The sequence below is a fragment of the Psychrobacter immobilis genome (assembly GCF_904846065.1).
In the GTDB taxonomy this organism is placed as follows: domain Bacteria; phylum Pseudomonadota; class Gammaproteobacteria; order Pseudomonadales; family Moraxellaceae; genus Psychrobacter; species Psychrobacter immobilis_H.
In genome coordinates, this window is the sequence record NZ_CAJGZV010000001.1 from 2,777,480 (window position 1) to 2,798,881 (window position 21,402).

Here is a 21,402-nt window from a genome sequence, read left to right on the forward strand (position 1 = left end):
AATGATTCGACGTCAGTCGCCTTACGGATTAATTTCGCGTATTTTGGATGCGATAATACCATTCAAGCTGGCGATCAAAGCCTGTTTCTAACAAACTGGCAATGACTCGTCCTGTCAGACCCCAAACCGTTTCACCATCCACTTGCCAGCTAGGTGTGAGAATGGTCGCGATCTTATCTTGCATTGCATATTCTACCGCATACTCGACAGTAGGCTGAGTCAGCAAGGTTTCAAAATCTGCCCAAAAAATGCGCGAAATTTCGCCAAGCTCAGGGACTAATAATAAATCGGGCGCAATCAGCGCCACAATAGGACGCACACTCATACCACTTTTAGAGGTTTGAATGGGCAATTGACCAATTAGCTGGACTTTATTAGGTTGTAGTGCCGTCTCTTCACAGGCTTCACGCAAAGCGGTGATGACATTATTACCGTCGCCTGCGTCATGTTTACCACCAACGCAAGAGACCTCGCCAGCATGGCTGTTCATGTGCGCAGCGCGGCGTGTCAGTAGCAGTTTTGGATGGCGTTCATGAGTAATGGCAACCAATACCGAGGCATCGGCAATGGGTGTTTGATACAAGCTATCTAGAATGCGAGTGCTACGAGAAGTGTTAGCATCATACAGCGCAGGACTGGTAACGGCATTTAAGGTCTCATGCTGCACCCGTTCCGCCAACGTTCTAATGGTGGGATAACGAATAAAGTCCGGCACAGCGACTGAAAATTCATCAAAACGTAGCGACTGCGGGGGAAGTAACATGATTATTGCCCTATATTTTTATTAGAATTAAGCATCGGATGGTGGAGCTTATCTCTCGCAATGTGTACAACGCTTGCGCCAGTGTTATTGCTACGCATATCGCATCTACATGCTGGCCTCCATTCATTCATCGTCATGCTTGGCGACGTAAAGTGGCATTTTTTAATACCCCTTACTCTGATAGATGCGCTCGCTTTGCTGGTTGCCCTTACCTGGTTGCCCTTACTTACAACAACACCAGTCGCGGCAGCCATTACTCTTGTTGTTGGTAAAGCTATCATTCAATAGTTAGCGTGAGTCTAGCCTAGCGCAATCTTATCGTGACTGCATATACTTTATGTGACTGTCCTGCTTTGCCTGCTGATACATTCATTAATAGCAACCGTAGCCGTAAGCAGTTGCGCAAACCTGTGTGCTTGTTATTATCACTGCCAGTGTGATGAGAATTTGTGTTATCTTAGGATTAACAACTATGATCACCTAACATCTGATAAGCTAAAGTCATACTATTTTATAAAATAAGAATCATAATTCTTCAAAGAACGACAATCCTTTTTCTCATTTCTATTTATCATGTAGATTTATCATTAAATAAGGCAGTTGATATGCGCTATTGTTTACAATGCGGTCATGAAGCAGAACGTAAAATACCAGCCACTGATAATATCCCACGCTTGGTATGCCCCAATTGCCACTATATTCACTATGAAAATCCAAAAGTGATTTGTGGCTCACTCGTTGTGCATAAGCATCGGGTACTGCTATGTCGCCGCGCGATCGAGCCACAGTATGGCTTATGGACACTACCAGCTGGCTTTATGGAAAATGGCGAAACCATGGCAGAAGGGGCCGCTCGTGAAAGCTTTGAAGAAGCCGAAGCGGTCGTCATCAATCCGCATTTATATTGCTTATATGATATTCCTGATATCGGGCAAATCTATAGCATCTATATCACTGAGTTAAAAGACGGTGCTTATGGCATCGGCTCTGAAAGTCTTGATTGTGCGTTATTTACCGAAGAAGACATTCCATGGGACAAACTTGCCTTTGAAGCGGTACGTCGCACCCTAAAAAGCTACTTTGCTGACCGCAAGCAATACGATAACCATGAAAACTTCCCTATTCATCAGGATATCATCGGTAAAGACCAAGCGATCAAGCGCTACTAGCCCTAAGCATATAAAAAATAACCTTATAAAAAATTGACTGCTTTACAAAAGTGGTTGGTAAAAACCATTGATAAGTCTTATGCTAAGTTTTGAATATAGCCACCTATCAATGGTTTTTTATTGTCTGAAGTTAATCGTTTAAGCCGACTTGCGAGAATATTATGCTGACTTTATTGCAACGCTCTTTACCTCTATTACCGCTGACCATCGCCATGACCCTAACCAGTATAAGTATAAGTATCACCAGCCATGCGGAAGATGCACGGTTAACCGCCAAACAATCCGACCCACAAACGCTTGGCTGGATGCAAGGTTTTCCGCCGCCTGCCGATAAACTGATTACTCAACCTTCCTCTAATTTTTTTAGTTTTCCCAAGCTGCGTTGGACGGTCTGTCATATCCGTGAGTTGATGCCCACCACTGACGTCAGTCGCGGTATCGGCGCACCCTCCACGCTCAACTACGAGTTAGATAAAAACATTGATGCCATCACCTTTACGCCCACTAATAGTAAGCGCCCGATGACGTGGAAGCAGTCACTGGATGCCAATTATACTGACGGCATTATGGTCATGCACCATGGCAAGGTAGTGTACGAGCGCCAAAACGGCTGCCTCAATAAGCTTGGCAATCATGCGGCGATGTCGATGACCAAATCCATGACTGGGCTGCTAGCAGAAATCCTTGTCACCGAAGGTAAGCTTGACGATAAGGCATTAGTCGCATCTATCATTCCAGAGCTCAAAAACAGTGGCTTTGGGGATGCAACCGTCCGCCAAGTGATGGATATGACCACCGCCCTCGATTATAGCGAAGACTATGCTGACCCTAATGCCGATATCTGGCAGTATTCAGAAGCAGCAAGCCCACTACCGAAACCAAAAGGCTATAGCGGACCTAATGGTTATTTTGAGTATCTGCAAACGGTGAAGAAAAAGGGTCAACATGGGGCAGAATTTAACTATCGCACCATTAATAGTGATGCGCTTGGCTGGATTATCTCGCGTACCACTGGCAAAGCGGTCAATGATTTACTCTCGGAACGCATCTGGCAAAAAATCGGTGCTGAACAAAGCGCCTATATGACGGTCGATGCTAAAGGTACGCCATTTGCTGGCGGCGGTATCAGCGCAGGCTTGCATGACATGGCACGTATTGGTAGCTTAATGCTCAATAAAGGCGAGATTAATGGCGAACGTTTATTCCCAGCGGCGGTCGTTGATAATATCGAAGCCGGCGGTGATAAAAACGCTTTTGCAAAAGCGGGCTATAAACAGCTAACCAACGGCAGCTACAAAAGCATGTGGTGGTTATTTAATAATCCCACGCCTATCTATGCGGCACGCGGCGTCCACGGTCAAACCATTTATGTCGATCCCGCAGCCGATATGGTTATCGTGCGTTTTGCGTCATACCCAGATGCCAGTAATAGCAAGATTGACCCAACTTCACTACCCGCTTATAAAGCGCTGGCAAATTATTTAATTAAAAAGTAAGCCTTTAAGAAATAGCGCTTTAAAAGACTAACCCAAAATAAAACCGCCGCTTTCAATATAAATATTGAAGGCGGCGGTTTTTTTATACAGTCAATAATTTGCTATGACTGATTTCACGATAAGTCAAAAACTAGCTTTTAATCTTACAAACCTTAAAGCCAAGCTCTTTAACCACTGCCTCTTTATCATAAGGTGCTAATACTGCACGAACATGATCCTTTCCTTGCAAATATTGCTTAGCCACACGTTGTATGTCATCGATAGTGACGGCTAATATTGATGCGCGCATTTTACGTTGCCAGTCTGCACCGCGATTATGCAAATCAGCAAAACAAGCTTTGATAGCTTCGCCTGCTGGAGAGCCTGGTTTATCCATACCTGAGATAATGCCTAAGATGGCTTCTTCCAACTGCTCATCGGTTTGCGGCTCATTTAATAACCATTCGATACTGGCATCAAAATGCGCAAAGGTTTCAGCACACTGCGGATCACGGTAGCTAAAGAACTTAAAGGCGCAAGCATTGGCATCGTAGCCTGCACCGCCACCATAAGCACCGCCGCGCTCACGGATAGCACTATGCAAGTAACCATTACGCAGATAAGGCGCTAATACCATCAAGGCAGCGGTATCAGGATGGTCGGCTGCTGGCACGGTATATGCGCTAGCATTATGATAGACGTTGGTCGGAACTAGCCACGCCAAATCTTCAACATCGAGCGCCACACCACTTTCTAGTGCTTTGACCGCGTCTTTCTCGCCATTTAACGCCGCATCAAGTTGCAGCTCGGCAAACTCGCTTGGGATATTGTCTTCAATACTCGCATCAGAGTTTGTGATTTTTTCAGCAATTTTTGGCGCTTGGCTGTCTTTCCAGCTATCAACGATTAAGTTGCTCAAACGTTCGGTTTGCTCGGCTTCACAGATAATAACCGCATGCTTAGGCAAGCTGATTAAACGCTGATGTAAATCCATCAGACTGGTTGCCAATTTATCCCACTGCGCATCATCCGTACTGGCATGGGCTAAGAAGTCTTTTAGCGCGTTTAGTGCTGGCAGACCGCTGCGCACATATTCTAACTGTGCTTGGCGACTCATGCCGCGACTGGCGGTTTGCATCGCATAAGAATGCCCTGAACCGGCAAGGTTTGATTGCCAACCTGCTTGACGCTGCTGCAAAATCTCTTTAATACGGTCATGCTCACTAAAGACGCTGTGCTCCATGACTTCTTTTAGCAAGTCAATGGCCTCAGGCTTGCGATTCAACGCGCGCGTTGCCACAACAAAATAGCTGCTAATCGCTTGGCTGTCATCGATATTGGTGCGCTGACTGATACGTGCCGTCACCCCTGATGAATGCGCCGCTTGCTTGGCTTGCATTTCATGAGCGCTTAGCGAATCCGTGCCCAGTTCTGACAATAAACTCAGGTAAATAGGCAACAATGGATGATTGATTACCTCATTAACGGGTAGCTCGCTGGTGTCCTGATTAACAATCGCATCGGTCAACGGCACAATCACTTGATAATAGTATAAGCCATTGGTACCGGCTTCATATTCAAATAAGGTGCTGTCTTGCCCGCTTAAATTTACTTGTTTTTGTGTGCCTTGTTTAAAGCTGATATCGGTCGGGACATCTTCTAAGCCAACTTTTGGCAATAGGCTTAAATCATCAGGTGCTGCTTGGCGCGCTGCCAAATCTAAAGCCTGTTGTTTTAAGATAGCTTTATCATCAGCGGTCAAATCCATCGCAATGGTATCAAGACGGGTTTGCTCAGCTGCTGTAAGGCGGGCAGTTTTTTCGCTGTCAGGCGTCATAGTGACACGGACACGATGCTGATTATCGAGTAAATGAGTCTTGATTAAATTCGGTAACCACTGCGCATCTTTTACTTGCTCACGTAGCCACTGCAAATGCTCGTCAACTTCCCAGACGTCGATAGGGTTGCCATCATGAATCGCCGTGCTAAAGCCTTCTAGCATGAGATTCAAACCATACGGCATGCTATCACCGCCGATATGGCGCTGATCAATCTCGATTTGGTGCAATATAGTTTCAATGGTTTCATCATCAATCGGCTTGCTCGCGACCTCTTTAAGCAAATCAATAATCCCCTGCTCTACCGCTTCGGCATGCTCAGGGTTTGAACCGCGCAGACCGGTATAAAAGACCATTTCATAATGACTGTCGTCGAGTCCCAATAGCGGACTTGGCGCTTTACCAAGTGGATGGCTATCCAAATAGGCACGCAATGGCGAACCAGCATGCTCAACCAAAACACCTTCTAATAGACGCAGTGCTAAACGCTGTTTTGGATCGTTAATTGATGGCAATAACCACGCCACCACATGATGGGTTTGGTCAGGACCGGCTTCGTCAGCGGTATAAGTATCGACCGCGCTAATCGGTGCAGACAGACGCTGTTCTGGACGCGAGACGTGTTTTTTGCCGGCTTCAAATTGAATCAAGGCATCTTCATGGATTTTCGCTTGCGTCTCAGCGACTGGAATATTACCAAAGCTCATAATCACACTGTTTGATGGGTGATAATGGCTTTGATGAAATTCAACCAGCTCATGATGGGTCAAGTCAGGAATATCAGCAGGATCGCCGCCCGAATTATAATGATAGGTCGTCGTTGGGAACAAATGATGGGCGACCGTATGATAGAGCTGGTCAATCTCACCACTCATCGCGCCTTTCATCTCATTAAAGACGATACCTTTAAACTGCGGCTTATCATTTTCGTCTAACTCGACACGAATGCCTTCTTGGGCAAAATCAAGCGGGTGAATATTGGGGAAAAATGACGCATCAAGATAAACGGCAAGCAAATTAAAATAATCGTTCTTATTTTGCGTGGCATACGGATACGCCGTCCAATCGGCAGCAGTCATCGCATTCATAAAAGTATTTAATGAGCGTTTAATCATTGAGAAAAACGGGTCACGTACAGGGAATTTCTCAGAGCCACATAAAGCCACGTGCTCTAGAATATGCGCCTCACCTTTTGAGTCCATTGGCTGAGTGCGAAAGCCAACCAAAAAGGCATTTTCATCACTCGGATGTGCCAAATGGTAATGCATGGCCCCAGTCTTAACATGCTGACTGATCAGCACATCCATCGATAGCGCCTCAATGTGGCGATGCTCAATCAGCTCAAAGGCAGGATGCAAAGTTAGATCAGTAGTAGATAACGTGTCGGTCATAATTTTCCTTATGGATTGCTCTAATTTTATTTAGAATAATATGCGATTAATGACTAAATATAGCCAGTGGCGATAAAATAGAATCAGAGTAAACAATAGATAAATAGTGTATTTAGTACTTATCGTAGGGTGTTTTTTATATGATATTTATATAAAAATATTGTGAGTATTATTGTGATTAACTTATGAGTAATATTCAAATTTAATGGCATGTACCCGTGCATCATTTTAAATGACAGCAATGCACCGGTATAAATTAAAAAGAATTTGCCTAACGGAATTAGATGGGGTTCGCACCTTCATAAGTCAAGATACTGTAGTAATAAAGATGACCAATATGGCAGAATGTCGGATTTTCACAAAGCGAACTCAAAGCTTACTTAACAGCAGCCATCAGTAGTGCTATAGTTAAAATCATCTGTCACAAGGAGCCGCTCATGAGTTACGAACATATTTTATTGGTCACCGACTTAATGTCCGATGCTGATGTGGTCGCCCAAAAGGCCAAACGTATCGTCGAGAATCGTCCTAACGCCAAGTTATCAGTATTACATATCGTCAAAGATACCATGGTTGGCTTCGGCTATGAGCTGGTGCCAGCCTCCAGCTTATACGATGAGATTGACGATGAACGCTGTCAAGAAGCGCGTGCCAAATTGGCACAGTTTTTGGAGCGTAATGATCTACATGCGGTGAATTCGGAAGTGACCACTGCCATCTCTAACAGTGAAGGCATCGTCAACTATTGTCACAAGCATGATGTTGATTTACTAGTCATCGGTCGTCATGAACGCCATGGTATCGCCGCTTGGCTCAGTGGCGCGACGGCAGATAATATCTTGCCTAACGTCCCATGCGACAGCTTAGTCGTAAGACTGGATAAACCCGTTAATAAGTAGTTTAAAAAAAGACTTAACGTTGTTTCCAAGTTAGTTAAAACTATTAAAAAAGCTCATTAAAAAAAGCGCATTGTCTGACAGTGCGCTTTTTTATTACTAACTAAAATAGTAGATATTCTCGCTAATACCTCTGTATTTCTAAGACCTCTATATTTATCACTAAAATTAATTTTTTGTCAAAATATCAATAAAACTTTGCCAAATCGGGCTTTGATGGCGGGCTTTATGCCACACCAGCCACCAAGTTCGTGACAAATCGATGCCCGCGACTTTCACCTGTACCAGCGCTCCTGCTGTCAGCTCTGCCTGAATGACATGCTGTGATAAACAGCCAAGACCAATATCTGCACTCACCATATGCTTAATAGCTTCCGACTGCTGAATCGCCATCACAATTTCCGCATCAGGCAAATGCTTGAGCAGCTGCTCGTCGATAATTTGCCGTGTACCTGACCCTGCCTCTCGTACCAATAGCGGCAGCTTTGCCAGTTGTGCAATGCTAAGCTCGTAGCAATTATCCGCATCGTTATACGCTGCCATGTCTGTCAACCATTTGCTATCACGCTTGGTAAAGATCATCAAGGTATCTGTCCGCCACGCACGCTGCTCAATGACTTTCATATCTGTGGGGCGTGGCATACCCTCTACGAGCGCAATATCAATATTTAATTGTTCAACTTCGCTGACCACTTCTTGAGTATTGGCGATATACATATCGATATGGGCATCGGGTAGCGTCGCATATAGCTTAGCAAGCAGCGGCGGCAGTACATAATTGCCGATTGTGGTACTGGCACCGATATGAATCTGCCCTGCTTGATGCTTATGATAATGCTCTAGAGTTAAGGCCTGCCCCAAGATGGCTTGCGCCTGTATATAAATAGGATGGGCGTTGGGGTGCTGATTGAGCCTACGTCCGACGCGCTCAAACAGTGGCATTTGCAGCCTTGCTTCTAATTCTGTCAGCGCACTACTGACCGCCGACTGCGATAAATGCAGCGCTTCACTGGCACGGCTAGTACTACCCGTTTGATAAATACTGACAAACACCGATAATTGCTTGAGGGTAATCTTTGGTAATACCTGCATGGCTTTTTTCATAATTTCTCTGATACCCCATCTTATTGATACAATCTAAAAAGCACCTGTTACTTTAAAAGCCCTTTATTATCTAAAAAACCATCTTTTTAGCCCAAAGACTTTTATTAACCTAAAAAATCGATAGTTTTTATCTAATTAATCTGTTTTTATTATAGATTGGTCTGCCTTATAATGTCTATTCATAAGCTTATGCTTATTTCGATTATAGATAATACATAATAGGACAGTCAGTCATGTACGCCTTGACCCAATCAGTAAATAACTATTTCCCGCGCAGCCGCCATTTAGCAGGGCTTATCGTCGTGCTGATTGGCAGCTTATTTTGTTTATGGCTCAATACTAGTGTCAACACATGGACCAATGGACGTATCGTTGGCTTGTCTTCTCTCACTTTAGCCATTCTCATTGGTATGGTATTGGGCAATACGGTCTATCCTAACCTTGCTGAGCGCTTAAGTGTCGGCGTGGCATTTGCCAAAGGTCAAATATTGCGCCTCGCCATCATGTTTTATGGCTTTAAGCTGACCCTAACACAAGTATCAAGTGTCGGACTGTCTGCGGTGATGAGCGATGCGTTGGTATTGACATCGACCTTTTTACTCACCTATTGGATAGGTACCCGATGGTTAAAAGTCGATAAACAAACGACACTATTAATTGGGTCAGGCGCAAGTATTTGCGGTGCCGCCGCGGTGATTGCAGCAGAGCCTGTGGTCAAAGCGGAAGCACACAAAGTCACTATTGCCGTGGCGACAGTGGTGGTCTTTGGTACGGTTGCGATGCTGCTCTATCCGTTTTTATACCATCTTGGTTGGTTGCAACCTTGGCTAAATGCTCAGCAGTACGGGATTTATACAGGTTCCACCATTCATGAAGTGGCGCAAGTCGTCGTCGCTGGTAACGCAGTCAGTCCCGAAGTGGGTGACACAGCGGTTGTCACCAAGATGATACGCGTCATGATGCTTGCCCCTTTTTTACTTATTTTATCGTTTGCCTTAACCAAAGGTAGCAGCGACAATGGTAAAAAACCATCGTTTATGAATCGCGTCCAACAAGTCAAAGTGCCTTGGTTTGCCTTTATATTCATTGCCATCGTTTTACTACACACTTGGGTGCCGATGACCGCAAGCTTTGAGCGTAGTATGGTGATGCTAGACGATGTGCTGCTCACCATGGCGATGTTTGCGCTTGGTCTAACCACGCATTTGGGCGCTATTAAACAAGCTGGCGTTAAACCCCTTATCTTGGGGGCGATTATGTTCGCTTGGCTGATCATTGGCGGTGGATTGATTAATATTGGCATAAGCTTACTTGGCTAGAATAAACTACCAAACATCCTTGCCGTTCGTTATCATTCTTGCCATGAGTTATATAGATTAAAAAAGCCGATGACTATGCTAGTTATCGGCTTTCTTGGTTTATCGTCTGATTTAAAAGCTACTCAACATAAAGCGCACGTTACGTTATAGATATTAAACTTTTAATTGCAAATAGCTTATCTTAAATCGTAGACGAAAAAAAACGAACCCGAAGGTTCGCTTTTTTTTCATCTTGCTCTAAGTGTCTATAAAGACAAATTAGATAGCAACGATGTTATGGGCTTGTGGGCCTTTTTGACCTTGAGTTACAGTGAACTCAACTTCTTGGCCTTCAGCTAAAGTTTTGAAGCCTGAACCAGTGATTTCGCTGTAATGAGCAAAAACGTCTGCGCCAGTTTCTGGAGCGATAAAACCAAAGCCTTTAGCTTCGTTGAACCACTTAACTGTACCTTTTTGAACGTCTGACATAATATAATCCTACTTTTAAATTTATTAATGGCCTAGTGACCGATAACGCTTGCAAATAGCTACTGAACGATAAATATTAAAACGAAGGATTATAACTAATACTACGAGGTAATGATTTGGTGCAGAACTGCTCTTAAGCTTGGACGTATTATAGGGGGAACATCCTGATTTCGCAAGTCTTATCTTAGCTTTCATGTAACTAAAGCCCATTTCTTACGATTTTTGACCTGAAAATCAACGCATTTTAGGCATTTGGCAAACGGAATAAATAGACCGCTACCCCAGTACAGACCACGGCTACCAGCCATGCCATCCATATCATATCGGCGGGGATATTAAAAAATAACATCGTTGTTGAAATAGTCATCATTATTGTCGCTAACCACTTAGCATAGAGTGGCACCGCATGATTATTTTCCCAATCGCGGACAAATTTCCCAAAGTATTTATGATTGATCAGCCAAAAATGAAAGCGCCGCGAACTACGTGCCCAGCAACCTGCCGCCAGTAATATAAAAGGCGCAGTCGGCATGACTGGCAGTAACACGCCGATAATCCCTAGTACAAAAAATAGCCAGCCCAGTATGACAAACGTCCAACGCACCGTTGGGCTGTTATGCTGATTGGTTTTGGGTCGATAATAAAAAGCTTTTTTGTGTTGGCTCATAAAAATACTGTCATTGAATGATATGTAGAGGCTAATATTTAATAAAGATTAGACAGCTAGATTGTTAAACCAGATAATCATTTATAGAACTGCCTACCTATATAGGTAGCTAAGCATGCAATATCACTTAAAACGGTACAAGGCTATTTTTACGAGGTTTTTGCTATCAATAGGTATGTTTGGTTAGTGGTTGGGTAAGTGAGCTCACAACCTTTGACTGATTTTTTAGCAATAAAAAACCGCTCATAGCTAGACTATAAACGGTTCTATCGTTGAAGATACTATCCTAATTTATTCATTTCGCTATCAATCCTATCTCGCGTGCCTCTTTTAGCCAGCTTGGGAACTCCTCCAGCATATTCTCATATAAGGCTTCTTCGCTGATATCATCCAAATCATCGAGTTCAAAAAAGTCACAATTATCAATCACGCGCCCTGTCATGTCGTCCAGTTTTTTTAGGATGCCATAACCACGACCACCCAAGCCTACAAACTGCCAAAATATCGGTAGTTTCGCGGCTTCCGTCATGACTCTGGTGATACCGCGATTGTCATTCACCCCGCCATCACTGATAAATAGCACGTATACAGGTACATCCAAGCCATCTTTTTGGTAAAACTCCGTCACGGCTTTCATGACTTCTGCTTCGTTATTCACACGTGGGCCAAGTGCCCATTTGCGCCAGCCGCCATGAGCATTGTCAATGAAACCGTCATAGTTTCTCAACCCAATCTCACCCAAATACTGCGGATCTCGGGCAAACGCCCAGCAGTCTAGCGCTTGGTCGTCATCAAAGCTCACTGCCAATGGCAATAGACGATTGACCACTTCTTGCACACGACCTTGTTTATATTGTCTGTTCATTGAGCCTGAGGCATCTAGCACCAACGCTACTTTTGCGGTTAATTGCTGCAATTGGCGTTTCTCAAGCGATATCGTGGCTTTTTTGGCCAGATTGACCAGTTTTGGTGCCTTGTCTAGCATGACCTTCTCTAACGATGGTTTTGTTTGAACTGGCGCTGCGGTTACCTCGGCTGCTTGCGAGCTACCCTCTTCTACGTCACCACCGAAATGCTGCACGATGGCGGCAAGTCCACCATTAAAACCTTGCGCAACGTTGGATACCCGCCAAATGCCACTCTTACGATACAGCTGTATCAGCATACTGGCTTGCTGCTGGGCAAAGTCTGCTGCTTGATATTCTGCCTGTACCTTTTGAGATTGCTGCCAAATGCCAATCTCTAATGATTGAATTTGATTGAGCGGAGTATCGGCTGATAACACAAAAAACAAGCTGTCTATATTAGTAGCCAGTTTTGATAAGTTAACTTCAAACTCGGCTTGGATGCCTTTATTTGCCGTTGGCTGCGACTCGTAATGGGTGAGCTTGATTTGCCCGCAAGGTGAGGTTGGCTGATTATAAAACACCATGTAATCATCGTTGATCAGTTTGCCTGCTGCATCTAAAGCAAAGCAGCTGATGTCCATCTCTATTGGGCTTTGACGAGTGAACTTAAGCGTGATTGGTGCGGTATCGTCAATGGCAAGATTGCTTAAAGGCGCGCGTTGTCCGATGGTGAGATGGTTCATGGTGTTCCTTACGTTAGCGTATTATTCATTTAAAGATAATAGACTAATTACTGATGTTAAAAAACTGTAGAAAATATAATGAAATAACAATCTATTTTCTTCAAAATAATTTAAACATCAATGCGATACTGCATATAATCATAGATGCAGAGTAGCTTCCTATACTCCGTGGACATATTATTTTTATTAGCTAAAAGATACTCCTTAACATCTTCAAGAATAATATTATTATTCAATACAGACCAATATAAAGCTCTTTGCTTTCTACTTTTTACTATACTATCGTCATTAATTATACTATCTATATCCTTATGCCTACTGTGACAGCTGCTTTCGGTTGTCAATGATTCACTTAACTCTAATACCTTTTCCTTTTGTCTCGCTTGCAAAACACCATCACTATCTATTGTTGAGTTTATATATTTAAACCCAAATATAGGAAACCATTCCGACTTACTTATACTATGCTTATCTACTAATTCAAGAATCTGCTCATTAGATTCATCTATAATGTCAAAATAGTTAGACATAAGCTCTGCTTTGTTATGAAACTCATATCTAATAGTTTTCTTAGATCCTATAGCTAAAATTTTATCACTATTCTTTAAGCCTTCTAAATCTTCTGTAATTTGCACTTGGATACTACCACCTGCATTAATCTCTTTGACGATATTTTGAACTTTCCTTATATCCATAGCAGATACTGGTAAATTTAGCTTGGAAATAGCCTTATAAATAGCTTCATAATTATCTGTTTTCAGCTTATTAATTCTTATTAGATTAACATTGTCTAGCTGTATATCATGAGACGATATAATATCGTTCTCAGAGTCTTTTTCATACTCAACTAACAGAAATCTAGATCTTATCTTTTCAGCTTGTTCAGTGTTTGGTCTTACATAAGTAAAAATAGTTTTCAATATATTTTTAATATTTTCGTCGCTTACACTATATCCTAAAAATATAATAGGATTATGGATGAATATAGAAAGCAATTGTGCTCGTATTAATTCATACCTTTCATTAAACTCTTTATAATCTTCACTACTAATTATAATATTTTCACTATCTTCGATACTTCCATGTATTTTATATACAGAACCATATGGATTACTTAATAAAATATCATTACCAATTAAAGGTGAAAACTCAAATATATCTTCAATCAAGATATCATAGTTTGTCGTAATGACTGAAGCAATATTTTTTCTTATTTTCTTATTTTCTTAAACTCTTTAACCTCATCTTCATAGCTCTTATTATACGATAAGTCTTTAACCAAGCTTGTTAAATACAGCTTAAACCTACTAATAGAATTACCATTTCGCATACTTTCATAAAAACTATCGTTCAAATCTTTAAAATCACCAGATCTATTTTCAGGCTTTGAAACAAAGTCATTAAATTCTTTTTCTAGTATCGATGCTATTTTTGGATAGTCAAAATTTCCATTTACCTTAGAGTTATGCTTTATATCTAAATAATTTTCATCGTTACCAAAAAGGTCAAATGAAATTTTCTCTAGTAACTGATCCCATGTGAATGAATTATCCAAATATCTTAAGCTAATTCCTGTACCAACAAAAAGCACAGGGTGGTTATTATAGTCATTTATAAATTCGCTAATAATCATAGTATTTCCAAATTAAATAGAAGCTTATTTTATGGGTAATTTAAAATCGATATATCGCTGCTAGCTTTTACTTTACCTATAATATTTATATAAATATATAGTCAGTTTAATATAAAATCGATACAGCCCATATCATGAAACAGTTTAGGTAGATTATTCTCCATCCATCCTTGGCGTAGAAATTTAGCCTGTGCCCACTTTTTCTCGATAGGGTTCAGATCAGGGCTGTAGGGTGGTAAAAATAAAAGGCGATGGCCGTGTCTATTAAGCAGCTTTTGTACTCGTTTATGAAAGCTTGCGTTATCCATTACGATTACGCACTTGGTTTTTAGGCTCGGTATTAGCGTGTACTTGCACCAGTTATAGAATACATCTCCATTGATGTTTTTTTCGAAGTAATCAAGTGCAAATAGTACTCTTTCGTACAGGGCACCAATGACGTTGGTACGTTTTTTACCTTGCCAGTTGTAGCGATCGATACAAGGCTTACCTATCGGAGCATAGCCATAAGGCCTGATGGTCTCATGCTCAAAGCCACTTTCATCCATATAAACAATGGGATAGCCTTGAATTATATAATCACTCAAGTGATTGAGATACTTAGCTCTTTTTTCCAGACAGGCTTTTGGATGCTCTAGTGTCTTTTTTTTGGCTGATGTTTAATCGTTTTAAAGCATGATGAATGCCGGTTTTACTACAGCCCAGACGATTTGCGCGCTCATATTGATAGTCATCAGGATACGCTTTGACATCCTGAAGCAAAGCGTCATCAGGTATTTTAGTCGGGGCTTTATCTCGCCCTTTCTTAGGCTCTAAGTTCTGTCTCCAGCTATGTATAGTACTGGTGCTAAGCGCGTAAAAAGCAGCAGCTTCTCTAACAGTCAGACCATTATCGATGCTAGACAGCACTTGTTTACGATAGTCGATTGAATAAGTCATGGTTTATCTGAATAGTTGATTAGTTTTTATTTATTGTATCGGTTTTATCTGAACTCTACTATATCAGAAAATCCGCGAAGCCATCTATCCCTTACTACTTGATAGCCATCAGAATATTGATTCTATTAAGTACTCACTCTACATTAAAGCTTTTAAATATATATCTATTTCAATACATGTTCAACTTATCATTTCAACAGCTTTCGTAGATATATAACTCATTAGAGATATAAAAAAAGCCACCTAATTAGGTGGCTTTTTTCGTAGCTAATTTAGAAGTATTACAACGCTTTCAGCTGCTCCATCTGCGCTGTCATCGCCGTCAACTGACCTTCTAGCTCAGCCAGTTTCGCCTTCTCAGCATCGACCACTTCCGCAGTTGCTTTGCTGACAAAGCCTTCATTACCTAGCTTACGCAAGATACTTTCAGCTTGCTTAAAAAAACCACTTAAACCCAACTAAAACTATCACAGTTACAACCAGTCCCAACCAACCAAATCCCTTTGTTCCTTGTACTGGTATCGTCACATTTATTTCAGGAAATAGAATAGCGCCATACGATACTAGCGGTAATATCATCAACAAGGTATCAATATGACGATTCGGTGAAAAGTATGGAGGATTTAAACATAGATAAACAAGCACATATACCACCATAAATATAGTGGCGAAAATGGCATGCTTATCTAATGACTCATGACGATTCCAATAGAAAAATAGAATCGCCATGATCAAGAATGCAAGTATTAAAGTTATGGCCATTATAATGATTGCTTAGACTACAACGCTTTCAACTCTTCCATCTGCGCCGTCATCGCGGTCAACTGCCCTTCTAGCTCAGCCAGTTTTGCTTTCTCTGCATCGACCACTTCCACTGGCGCTTTACTGACAAAGCCTTCATTGCCTAGCTTACGGGCGATACCTTCGGATTGACCTTTCAACTTATCATAGGATTTACCCAAACGTGCCAGCTCAGCCGTTGGATCGATCAGACCTTTCATCGGTACAAGTACCCGTAGCTGACCGACCATACTTGATGATGACAGTGGTACTTCATCGCCTTCTTTGACGATCTCTAAGCTCTCGACTTTGGCAAGCGCTTTGAATTGGTTTTTGATACGTGATAGACGCGCTTCTTCATCGCTAGAGACGTTTTGTAGTAGCACTGGCAGACGTACGGCATTACCCAGCTTCATCTCACCACGGATATTACGGACGCTAGCGATTAGCTCTTGTAGCCACGCCATATCCGCCTCAACTTGCTCACTGATTTGTGCGTCGTCCGTTTTTGGATAGTCAGCGACGACGATGCTGTCGGTGTTTTTGCGACCCAGTAGCGGTGCCACTGTCTGCCAGATTTGCTCGGTCAGATACGGCATGATTGGATGGCTAAAGCGTAGCGCCGTCTCTAGCACGTGCAGCAGTACATAACGGATTTGCGCTTTACGCTCATCAGACACCGAGTCATCATTTAGACTGGCTTTGGCAAGCTCAACATACCAATCACAGTATTCATTCCAGATAAACTCATAGATATCTTGGCTGACCATATCGAGACGATACTGAGCAAAATGCTGATGAATATCGGCAACGGTAGAGTTCAGGCGGCTCATGATCCATTTTTCTGGTAATTCCCAAACGTCAGGGTTGGCCGCTTGATCGATAGGCTTGGCATTGCCTTCGCTATCGACGCAGTTCATAAGTACAAAACGGCTGGCGTTCCAGATTTTATTACAGAAGTTACGATAGCCTTCGACACGCTTTAGATCAAAGTTAATATCGCGACCGGTACTGGCAAGGGATGTAAAGGTAAAGCGCAGCGCATCCGTACCAAAGGCTGGGATGCCTTCTGGGAACTCTTTACGCGTTTGTTTTTCAATTTTGGCCGCGTCTTTTGGATTCATCATATTGCTGGTGCGTTTTTCTACCAGCGCTTCTAGATCGATACCATCGATTAGGTCAATCGGATCTAAGACGTTACCTTTTGATTTAGACATTTTTTGACCATTGCCATCACGGACCAGACCATGCACATAGACGGTCTTAAACGGTACTTGCGGCGTGCCGTCTTCGTTTTTCACAAAGTGCATGGTCATCATGATCATGCGGGCTACCCAAAAGAAGATAATATCAAAACCTGTCACCAACACGCTGGTTGGATGGAAAGTATCCATCACGCGTGGATCAGCGTTGACGTCTGCCCAGTCAAGCGTACTAAACGTCCATAGACCCGAGCTGAACCAAGTATCAAGTACGTCATCATCTTGGCGCAAGATCACATCATTGCTGAGACTGTATTTACTACGCACTTCTGCTTCGTCACGGGCGACATAGACTTCACCAGTCGCATCGTCATACCATGCAGGGATACGATGTCCCCACCACAACTGACGACTGATGCACCAGTCTTGCAGATCGGTCATCCACGACATATACATATTTTTGTACTGCGCAGGGACGAACTCAATGCTGCCGTCTTCTACCGCGTCAATCGCAGGCTTAGCAAGCTCTTTAACAGCGACATACCACTGATCGGTCAACCACGGCTCAACGATCGTACCGCCACGCTCAGCACGCGGCGCTTTGAGTGCATAGTCTTCGATGTCTTCTAGCCAGCCCTGCTCGCCTGCTTGCGCCACGAGGAACTTACGAGCGGCAAAACGCTCAAGTCCAGCATACTCGCTAGGTGTGGTTTCTAATTCTGGCTCACGCGTTTGCAAGTCAGGATAAACTTCCATCGCTGGCAAAATATTGGCGCGCTCATCGAGGATGTTAATCAATGGCAAGCTATGACGACGACCCAATTCATAATCGTTAAAATCATGCGCTGGGGTGATTTTTACGCAGCCTGTGCCAAAGTCTTTTTCGACATAATCATCAGCGACGATAGGCACGACGCGACCCGTGATTGGTAAAGTAATGGTTTTGCCGACTAAGTGTGCATAACGCTCATCGCTAGGGTTGACTGCGACAGCGGTATCACCAAGCAATGTCTCAGGACGTGTAGTAGCAACGACCAGATAGTTTTTACCCTCTTGAGTCGTTAGGTCTTTATCGGTGAAATGATAGCGGAAATGCCATAAGCTACCTTTTTCGTCATGGTTTTCAACTTCTAAATCAGACAGTGCGGTTTGGAACTTTGGATCCCAGTTGACCAAACGCTTACCACGATAAATCAAACCATCATCGAATAGACGAACGAACACTTCTTTTACCGCGTTAGACAGACCATCATCCATGGTAAAGCGCTCACGCGACCAGTCAACCGAGCTGCCTAAACGGCGAATTTGGCTAGTGATATTGCCGCCCGACTCTTCTTTCCATTCCCACACTTTATCGACGAAGTCTTCACGCGTCATATCACGGCGCTTGAGTCCTTGAGCTTCTAGGCGACGCTCAACGACCATTTGCGTAGCAATACCCGCATGATCCGTACCCGGTTGCCAGAGCGTATTATCACCATCCATGCGGTGATAACGCGTGAGCGCATCCATGATTGCGTTGTTGAAACCATGCCCCATGTGCAGTGAGCCAGTGACATTCGGTGGTGGCAAGGCGATAGAAAACGACTCTTCTTTATCAAACGTCGGCTTAAAATAGCCGCTTTCTTCCCAGCCTTGATACATGCCTGCTTCGACTTCTGCAGGATTGTACGCATTCTCTAACTGGCTTAAGGCTGCTTGAATAGATGTGGTGAGGTTATGGTTACTCATAATAGAATGTTCTTTTGTTAAAAATGAATGTGATCAGACAAATACGTCGAAAAATAAGCAAAATAGTGAATAGAGTGATTTTAACGCAGATGGCAGGATTTTGTTAGATGGTAAGGTAATTTATAAAGCCTGAAGGCAGTTTTTGAGTAAATTATTAAACAATCAACAACAGCAATCAGCTGAATACTAAACATAATAGATTATAGTCCTGCTATAGAATAGATCAGATACTAAAATTATTATCTCTTAACCAGTGAGCTGACCGTGCCCCAAGATATTGACAGTCATACCGAACATCAGAAAGATCCGCAGACCTCATATGCAGATTATGAGGGTTTGGCTGATGACAGTCATAAAGATGGAAAGCAAAAAGGTCAGCAAAAAAACCAGCAAAAAGACTCTCAAGAAAACAGTCCCAATGACAAAGCTAATGACAATGACAACGCCAATGAAACAAAAGCCACTGAAGACTTAAAAGAGAATGATCTTCCAGAAGAAATCAGTGACGAAGATAAAGAAACCATCAAAAAAGTCGCTAATGACAATAATGTGAGTCAAGCAAAAAGCTATGCCAGTATCTTGGTTGAGCAAGTGATGGATGCCAAAGAAACCTTTGAGCGCTCACTTGGCTCGCTATTTACCAGTGCTTTTACCGCTGGGCTTGAGATTGGCATTAGCTTCTTTATGATTTTATCAGCTTTTGCGCTGTTGAGTAGCGTACTACCAAGCCAATACGCAATCGTGCTAGCCTCCCTACTTTACCCAATTGGCTTTATCATCGTCGTCATTGGTCAGTCGCTATTATTCACCGAACAAACCTCACTATTAAGCCTACCTGTGCTTAACAAGATTGAACCGTTGCATAAATTGATACGCCTTTGGGGCATTGTCATTGCTGGCAACATCGTTGGCGGCTGTTTGTTTGCCGCATTGATGATAGGTTTGGGTTTAAATATGCAGCTGTTTAGCGTGAGCGACATCGACACTTATGCCGAACACATTTTAGGGTTTAGGTGGTGGGTCATATTTGGTAGTGCCATCTTGGCAGGCTGGATGATGGGCGTCACCGCTTGGCTTGTGACCTCAGCACGCGACACCCTTAGCCGCATCGTTTTGGTAACGCTTATTACTGGCAGTATTGGTTTTTTAGGATTGCATCACAGTATCGTGGGCAACATTGAGATTTTTTCTGCCTTGCTATACGGCAATACCGTCAGCTTGGGGCGTTATTTACTGTTTTTAGTAGTGATATTGCTGGGCAATACCGTCGGCGGCGTGGTGTTTGTGGCAGTACTCAAAAACCGTACCTTCTTATTTCAAATCGAAAAAGTGAAAGAACAAACAGCCAGCGAACAAGCGGAAGCTAGAAGCAGTATAAATACCCGCCGACCTTGATTGGTATTGGTTAATGCTAAATGCTATAAATAGATAATTCACCTATTACCCATAACAAGGTTCAATATTTAAACCTGTTATGGGTTTTCAGCATCTACAGCATACGCGCTGCCAACACGCTATTTTCTATTTCAGATTTTCTCAGCTTATCATGTTGAGCGCTAAATATGCGCACCAAAATTCCCGCGCTTAAGAACATCACCAAGGTATAAATGGCTGGCATCATCGACATGTCGTAGTTAGATAATAGTGTCAATGCCATAAATATCGACAAGGTGCTATTCTGCAAACCGACTTCTAGCGTCACCGAGGTTCTTTGCGCCCAGTTGAGACCGAACCATTTACTACTATAATAACCGAGCGCCATGGTTGAGAGATTTAATAATACCGATACGGGACCAGTAGCGATAAAGGCGTCGACAATGATATCGCGTTGCACATAGCCCAAAAACAGCACTAAAAACGTTAAAAATATCACCCCAAATCGAGACACATAGATTTGTGAACGATCGGCAACGGTTGGTGCATAGCGTTTAATCAGCATACCGACACTAATAGGTACTATCGTCAGCACCACCAAAGTCAGCATCGTTTTTACTACTGGTAACTCAAACTCACTACCGCTGCCCATAAAATAAATCAATGAAAAGCTCAGCACAATGGGAATGGTAAAGACGGTAATCACGCTCGCAATCGCGGTCATCGTCACCGACAGCGCCACATCGCCTTTAGCCAAATAGGTAAATAAATTTGAGGTAGTGCCACCTGGACACAGTACGAGAAGCATAACCCCGACGGCATACTCTGGGCGTAATGGCATGATATTGGCCAAGGCAAAGCCAATGATAGGTAACAGTATCAACTGATTGGTCAAGCCAATGCCGACTGCTTTTGGGTATTTTAAAACCCGTTTAAAATCGTTGGTGACGAGGGTCAGACCCATGCCCATCATGATTAAAAACAGACAAATAGGAATGATAACTGAATTGACTAACGTGACTATGGCAAGACCTTCCATAACTACATCCTTGTAGATAAGAG

Annotated in this window: 18 protein-coding genes; 5 read left to right on the forward strand and 13 right to left on the reverse strand. The window is 42.8% G+C overall.

The features are described from left to right. Positions 1-28 precede the first annotated feature (28 nt). On the reverse strand, positions 29-763 hold the full coding sequence (locus JMW64_RS11565; RefSeq protein ID WP_201554785.1) for an NUDIX hydrolase: 735 nt from the start codon (positions 761-763) through the stop codon (positions 29-31). A gap of 605 nt (positions 764-1,368) precedes the next feature. Between JMW64_RS11565 and JMW64_RS11570 the strand changes: the two genes are divergently transcribed. Together JMW64_RS11570 and JMW64_RS11575 are read left to right on the forward strand one after the other, a co-directional pair. Further along, complete coding sequence (locus tag JMW64_RS11570) at positions 1,369-1,932, forward strand: NUDIX hydrolase (RefSeq protein ID WP_045453478.1); 564 nt, start codon at positions 1,369-1,371, stop codon at positions 1,930-1,932. Between the two features lie 161 nt (positions 1,933-2,093). Beyond that, positions 2,094-3,428: a serine hydrolase domain-containing protein gene (locus tag JMW64_RS11575; RefSeq protein WP_201554786.1), complete on the forward strand. Its 1,335-nt coding sequence runs from the start codon at positions 2,094-2,096 to the stop codon at positions 3,426-3,428. A gap of 130 nt (positions 3,429-3,558) precedes the next feature. On the opposite strand, the gene JMW64_RS11580 is transcribed toward JMW64_RS11575, so the two are convergent. Next, positions 3,559-6,636 (reverse strand): insulinase family protein, encoded by a 3,078-nt coding sequence (locus JMW64_RS11580; RefSeq protein ID WP_201554788.1) that lies wholly within the window; start codon positions 6,634-6,636, stop codon positions 3,559-3,561. A gap of 437 nt (positions 6,637-7,073) precedes the next feature. Between JMW64_RS11580 and JMW64_RS11585 the strand changes: the two genes are divergently transcribed. Next, on the forward strand, positions 7,074-7,535 hold the full coding sequence (locus tag JMW64_RS11585) for a universal stress protein (RefSeq protein WP_045453475.1): 462 nt from the start codon (positions 7,074-7,076) through the stop codon (positions 7,533-7,535). Between the two features lie 165 nt (positions 7,536-7,700). On the opposite strand, the gene JMW64_RS11590 is transcribed toward JMW64_RS11585, so the two are convergent. After that, complete coding sequence (locus JMW64_RS11590; RefSeq protein WP_201554789.1) at positions 7,701-8,636, reverse strand: LysR substrate-binding domain-containing protein; 936 nt, start codon at positions 8,634-8,636, stop codon at positions 7,701-7,703. 233 nt (positions 8,637-8,869) lie between these two features. On the opposite strand from JMW64_RS11590, the gene JMW64_RS11595 reads away from it, so the two are divergent. Further along, positions 8,870-9,955 carry a YeiH family protein gene (locus JMW64_RS11595; protein WP_201554790.1) on the forward strand — a complete coding sequence of 362 codons (1,086 nt, stop codon included), beginning with the start codon at positions 8,870-8,872 and terminating at the stop codon, positions 9,953-9,955. Positions 9,956-10,213: 258 nt separating this feature from the next. Here the strand turns inward: JMW64_RS11595 and JMW64_RS11600 are convergent, their stop codons facing one another. From JMW64_RS11600 to JMW64_RS11630, 9 genes are all read right to left on the reverse strand, one after another. Continuing rightward, positions 10,214-10,423, reverse strand: coding sequence for a cold-shock protein (locus tag JMW64_RS11600; RefSeq protein WP_045453470.1), 210 nt, complete (start codon positions 10,421-10,423; stop codon positions 10,214-10,216). A 244-nt stretch (positions 10,424-10,667) separates the two neighbouring features. Further along, the gene (locus JMW64_RS11605) at positions 10,668-11,090 is read right to left on the reverse strand and encodes a YbaN family protein (protein ID WP_087813547.1); all 423 of its coding nucleotides are present in this window, start codon (positions 11,088-11,090) and stop codon (positions 10,668-10,670) included. Positions 11,091-11,385: 295 nt separating this feature from the next. Continuing rightward, the gene (locus JMW64_RS11610) at positions 11,386-12,681 is read right to left on the reverse strand and encodes a VWA domain-containing protein (RefSeq protein ID WP_201554791.1); all 1,296 of its coding nucleotides are present in this window, start codon (positions 12,679-12,681) and stop codon (positions 11,386-11,388) included. Positions 12,682-12,791: 110 nt separating this feature from the next. Then, positions 12,792-13,850 (reverse strand): SIR2 family protein, encoded by a 1,059-nt coding sequence (locus JMW64_RS11615; protein WP_265089811.1) that lies wholly within the window; start codon positions 13,848-13,850, stop codon positions 12,792-12,794. A 41-nt stretch (positions 13,851-13,891) separates the two neighbouring features. Continuing rightward, on the reverse strand, positions 13,892-14,314 hold the full coding sequence (locus JMW64_RS14180) for an SIR2 family protein (protein ID WP_265089812.1): 423 nt from the start codon (positions 14,312-14,314) through the stop codon (positions 13,892-13,894). A 101-nt stretch (positions 14,315-14,415) separates the two neighbouring features. Next, positions 14,416-14,931, reverse strand: a complete 516-nt coding sequence (locus JMW64_RS14110; protein WP_227692434.1) for an IS630 family transposase — start codon at positions 14,929-14,931, stop codon at positions 14,416-14,418. Further along, complete coding sequence (locus JMW64_RS14115) at positions 14,915-15,253, reverse strand: IS630 transposase-related protein (RefSeq protein ID WP_227692433.1); 339 nt, start codon at positions 15,251-15,253, stop codon at positions 14,915-14,917. The genes JMW64_RS14110 and JMW64_RS14115 overlap by 17 nt, the downstream gene beginning before the upstream one ends. A 281-nt stretch (positions 15,254-15,534) precedes the next feature. Then, positions 15,535-15,711 carry a hypothetical protein gene (locus JMW64_RS11625; protein WP_201554792.1) on the reverse strand — a complete coding sequence of 59 codons (177 nt, stop codon included), beginning with the start codon at positions 15,709-15,711 and terminating at the stop codon, positions 15,535-15,537. A 321-nt stretch (positions 15,712-16,032) separates the two neighbouring features. After that, positions 16,033-18,966: a valine--tRNA ligase gene (locus JMW64_RS11630; protein WP_201554798.1), complete on the reverse strand. Its 2,934-nt coding sequence runs from the start codon at positions 18,964-18,966 to the stop codon at positions 16,033-16,035. Positions 18,967-19,230: 264 nt separating this feature from the next. Here JMW64_RS11630 and JMW64_RS11635 point away from each other — a divergent pair, with 264 nt between their 5' ends. After that, positions 19,231-20,361 (forward strand): formate/nitrite transporter family protein, encoded by a 1,131-nt coding sequence (locus JMW64_RS11635; protein ID WP_227694201.1) that lies wholly within the window; start codon positions 19,231-19,233, stop codon positions 20,359-20,361. A gap of 94 nt (positions 20,362-20,455) precedes the next feature. On the opposite strand, the gene JMW64_RS11640 is transcribed toward JMW64_RS11635, so the two are convergent. Then, positions 20,456-21,379, reverse strand: coding sequence for a bile acid:sodium symporter family protein (locus JMW64_RS11640; protein WP_201554800.1), 924 nt, complete (start codon positions 21,377-21,379; stop codon positions 20,456-20,458). Positions 21,380-21,402: the final 23 nt, after the last annotated feature.